Source organism: uncultured Microbacterium sp. (assembly GCF_963521695.1).
GTDB lineage: Bacteria > Actinomycetota > Actinomycetes > Actinomycetales > Microbacteriaceae > Microbacterium.
Genome location: NZ_CAUQWC010000275.1, coordinates 1 through 3932, shown reverse-complemented (window position 1 = coordinate 3932; position 3932 = coordinate 1). Strand labels below are relative to the sequence as shown.

General features: G+C 72.3%; 3 protein-coding genes. All 3 read left to right on the top strand.

Annotated elements, in window-relative coordinates; genetic code table 11:
- On the top strand, positions 1-1484 hold a 1484-nt coding region (locus tag RWP81_RS15075), incomplete at its 5' end, for a D-alanyl-D-alanine carboxypeptidase (RefSeq protein ID WP_314457457.1).
- A gap of 3 nt (positions 1485-1487) precedes the next feature.
- Positions 1488-1844 carry a GntR family transcriptional regulator gene (locus RWP81_RS15070; protein ID WP_314457455.1) on the top strand — a complete coding sequence of 119 codons (357 nt, stop codon included), beginning with the start codon at positions 1488-1490 and terminating at the stop codon, positions 1842-1844.
- Between the two features lie 542 nt (positions 1845-2386).
- On the top strand, positions 2387-3844 hold the full coding sequence (locus tag RWP81_RS15065; protein ID WP_314457453.1) for a DUF222 domain-containing protein: 1458 nt from the start codon (positions 2387-2389) through the stop codon (positions 3842-3844).
- Positions 3845-3932 lie beyond the last annotated feature (88 nt).

Here is a 3932-nt window from a genome sequence, read left to right as displayed (position 1 = left end):
CTCCCGTCGACTCGGCCGGCACGGCACCCGTGGCACCCGGCGCTCCCGTCGACTCGGCCGGCACGGCACCCGTGGCATCCGGTGCTCCCGTGGACCCGGCGCCGGCACCCGCCTCCGGAGCGCAGGCGACCGCGGCATCCGGAGCCCCCGTCTTGATCGGCGCCCTGAACTGGCTCGACCCCGACGACGCCGCCGATACGCGGCCCGCACCCGCGTTCGTCGTATCGGGTGCCGATTCTCGGCCCGTCGACCTGCTGGCGGGCCGTCGCCGCCGTCGTCTTCGCCCGGCGACCGTCATCCCGCCGGTGCTGATCCTGCTCATCCTCGGGCTGTACGCCGCGGCGACCCTGCTGTGGCCGCTGAACGCCGTCGCGCCCACGACCCGCGCCGTCGGTGTGCAACCCGCCGCCGCCCCCGTCGCGGATCCCGCGTGGCCGGCCGAGGGCGAGGCCGCCATCGCGATCGACGGCGTTGCCGAGACGCTGTCGACGGGGGCCACGGCGCCCGAGTCGATCGCGAGCATCACCAAGGTCGTCACGGCCCTCGTGGTGCTCGACCGCCTGCCCCTCGCGCCCGGCGAGCAGGGACCGTCGTACGCGTTCACGCAGGCCGACAGTGCCGACTACTGGCAGTACCGCGCCCGCGGGGAGTCCTCCCTCGACGTCCCCATCGACGGCAGCCTGTCCGAGCTGCAGATGCTCCAGGGCATGCTGATCGCTTCCGCGAACAACTACGCCCAGCGTCTGGCATCCGATCTCTTCGGCACGGATGCCGAGTTCTCGGCCGCCGCGAATCAGTACCTCGCCGAGCGGGGGATCGAGGGCATCACGATCGTGAACCCCACCGGTATCGAGGAGGGCAACACCGCCACCCCGGCCGCCCTGATCGCGCTGGCCGAACGGGCTCTCGCCAACCCCGTGATCGCCGAGATCGTGCGGACGCCCGAGCTGACGCTCCCCGGCGCCGGCACGTTCTCGAACGGCAACGCCCTGCTCGCCGATCCGGGTGTGGTGGGCGTGAAGACCGGCACGCTCGACGCGTGGAACCTGCTCACCGCCAAAGACATCACCGTCGGCGACGCCACCATCCGCGCCTACGCCGCGGTGCTCGGCCAGCCCGGACCCGACACCCGCAACCAGGCGACCCGCGACCTGTTCGCGCGCATCGAACAGGAGCTGCAGCCGAGCCCCTCGGTCACCGCGGGCACCGTCGTCGGAAAGGTCGAGACGCGATGGAGCGACGACATCGACCTCGTCACCGCCTCCGACGCGACCGTGGTGCTGTGGAACGGCGGCGCAGCGCAAACCTCGGCCACCTTCGACCTGGGGGAGGCCACCGACCCCGGCGCGACGGTCGGCACCTTCACCGCGACCGGTCCGGTCGACGCCGACACGGTGGACGTGCGGCTCGCCGGCGAGATCGAGCCGCCGAGTCCGTGGTGGCGCCTGACGCATCCGCTCGACCTGTTCGGGCTGAACGACTGACTCATGGACTTCTCCCTGAATGCCACGTCTCCCGCGCCGCCGTACGAGCAGGTGCGGGCGCAGGTCATCGCCGCCATCGACGACGGGTCGCTCGTCGCGGGCACGCGACTGCCGCCCGTGCGGGCGCTGGCCGGCGATCTGAACCTCGCTGCGAACACCGTCGCCCGCGCGTACCGGGAGCTCGAGGAGGCCGGGTACGTCGAGACCCGCGGCCGCGCCGGAACGATCGTTCGCGGGGGTGACGTGGCCTCGTCGCGCGCGGCGCAGGCGGCTCGGACGTACGCCGACACCGTCCGACGTCTGGGGATCGACCCGGATGACGCGGTCGCGCTGGTGCGGGCGGCGCTGGGCGAGCGCTGACGCGCGAGCCGTCCCGTTGCACGGTGCTGTGGTCGGGGTGGGCTGGGTGAGTCACCACGGACTTGTTCCGAGCCGGCAAGCTTCCGCTCGATGACTGGGTGTTCCATCTGTCGCTCGCCTACGCGAATGCACTCGAGGAGCCAGCGTGGGATCGGGCCCTGCGGGCATCCGGTCCAGAGGCGACGCCGCACCATCGCGAGATCGTCTCATCCGTCGATTTCGTCTCGTACGACGACGCCGGAGAGCACATCGAGACGATGCCGCTGGGTCGCCCTGACGGTCGGAACGACTGCTCCCACCGGCGCCGGGGTTGCTGAGCTCGCCTGAGCCCTCGGGTTCCACGTCACGCAAAGTGGTCGAGTCCGGCGACGCTGCAGGAACCCGCGATCCGAACCGCCCACCCCCGATCCGGTGAGATCCGCGCGACGCGAGCGGTTGCGGGCTGCCTCGCCCCTCCTCCCCACCGCCGCAGATCGCCCATCTGTCCCCGAACGCCCCCGCGGGCCCGGTCCGATGTCGGAGGTCGTCGCTAGCATGCACACATGCACACCGGTAGCGTCCCGACACCCCCGCCAGACCCTCCCCCGCCAACCCCATCCCGCCCGGCGCGACCCCTTACCGTCGTCCTCGACGACGTCCTGCGCACCGGCGCTGCCCTCGCCGCCGCCGAGGTCGCCCGCACCCGCGCCCTGGCAGAAGCCGGGCACCTCGCCCTCGACGTGATGGCCGACCAACGCGCCACCGCCCGCGCCGCCGAACTGGCGTTACGGGAGGTCGCGTCCGAACTCGCCGCCGCCGAGAACCTGTCCGATCGCACCATGCAAACTCAGATCGGGCGGGCGATGACCCTCGTCGACGACTACCCGCACTCCCTCGCCGCATGGGAGGCGGGCGCGATCACCCGCACCCACGTGCAGGTCATCATCGACGTCGGCTCCCCCCTCTCCGTCGACGCCCGCGCCGAGTTCGACCTGCTCGCCGTGGCCACCGCCGACGGCCTCAGTCCCGGCCGGTTGCGCTCCCGCCTGGCGATGCTCGCCGAACGCCTCCACCCCACCACCATCACCGAACGCCACCACCGCGGCCGCGACACCCGCTGCGTGCGCATCGTCACCGGGCAAGACGACATGTCCGACCTGATCGCCACCCTCCCCACCGTCCTCGCCGTCGGCATCTACGACCGCCTCACCCAACAAAGCCGTGTGATCGTCGACGCCCGCACCGGGGGAATGTTCGCGCTTCCCGACACACGCGAGGCCGCACGCCTCAGCGCCGGAGGACCGGCCGCATCAACCGACACAACGACCCGCGAAGAGAGCACCGCCACCGTCGTAGCGACCGATGAGCGCACCACCGCACAGCTCCGCGCCGACATCCTCACCGACCTGCTGCTCGCCGCCGCCCCCGAAGCCGACCCCACCCGCACCGACGACGGCCCCGGCACCCTCGGCACCATCCGCGCCCGCATCCAGGTCATCGTCCCGGCCCTGACCCTGCTCACCCCCGAAGGCGAGAACCTCGACCCCGCCGAACTCGTCGGCCACGGCCCCCTCGACGCCGACACCGCCCGCACCCTCGCCGACACCACGACCCTCCCCTGGGACCGCGTCATCACCCACCCCATCACCGGGGCCGTGCTGCACACCGACACCTACCACCGCACCACCGCCATCGACCGCCACCTCCGCGCCCGCGACCGACACTGCCGCTTCCCCGGCTGCACCGTCCCCGCCACCCGCGCCGAGGTCGACCACACCCACGACCACGCCCTCGGCGGCGAAACCACCATCACCAACCTCGCCCACCTCTGCCAACGCCACCACACGCAGAAGCAGTTCACCCGCTGGACCGTGAAACAACTCCCCGGGGGAGTCCTCGAATGGACCAGCCCCACCGGCCGCACCTACACCGACGAACCCCTCCCCTACTCCCCCGCCGTCCGCTTCCTCCCCCACGACCCACCTCCACCCGACCCCGAACAGGGCCCCGCACCCTTCTGACGACGGCCCATACCCTTCTGCATCGGCACACGAACCACACGCCCGCGTCCGAGGGACGCCGCGGCTCGCCGCCATTCCCGCGCAGCTG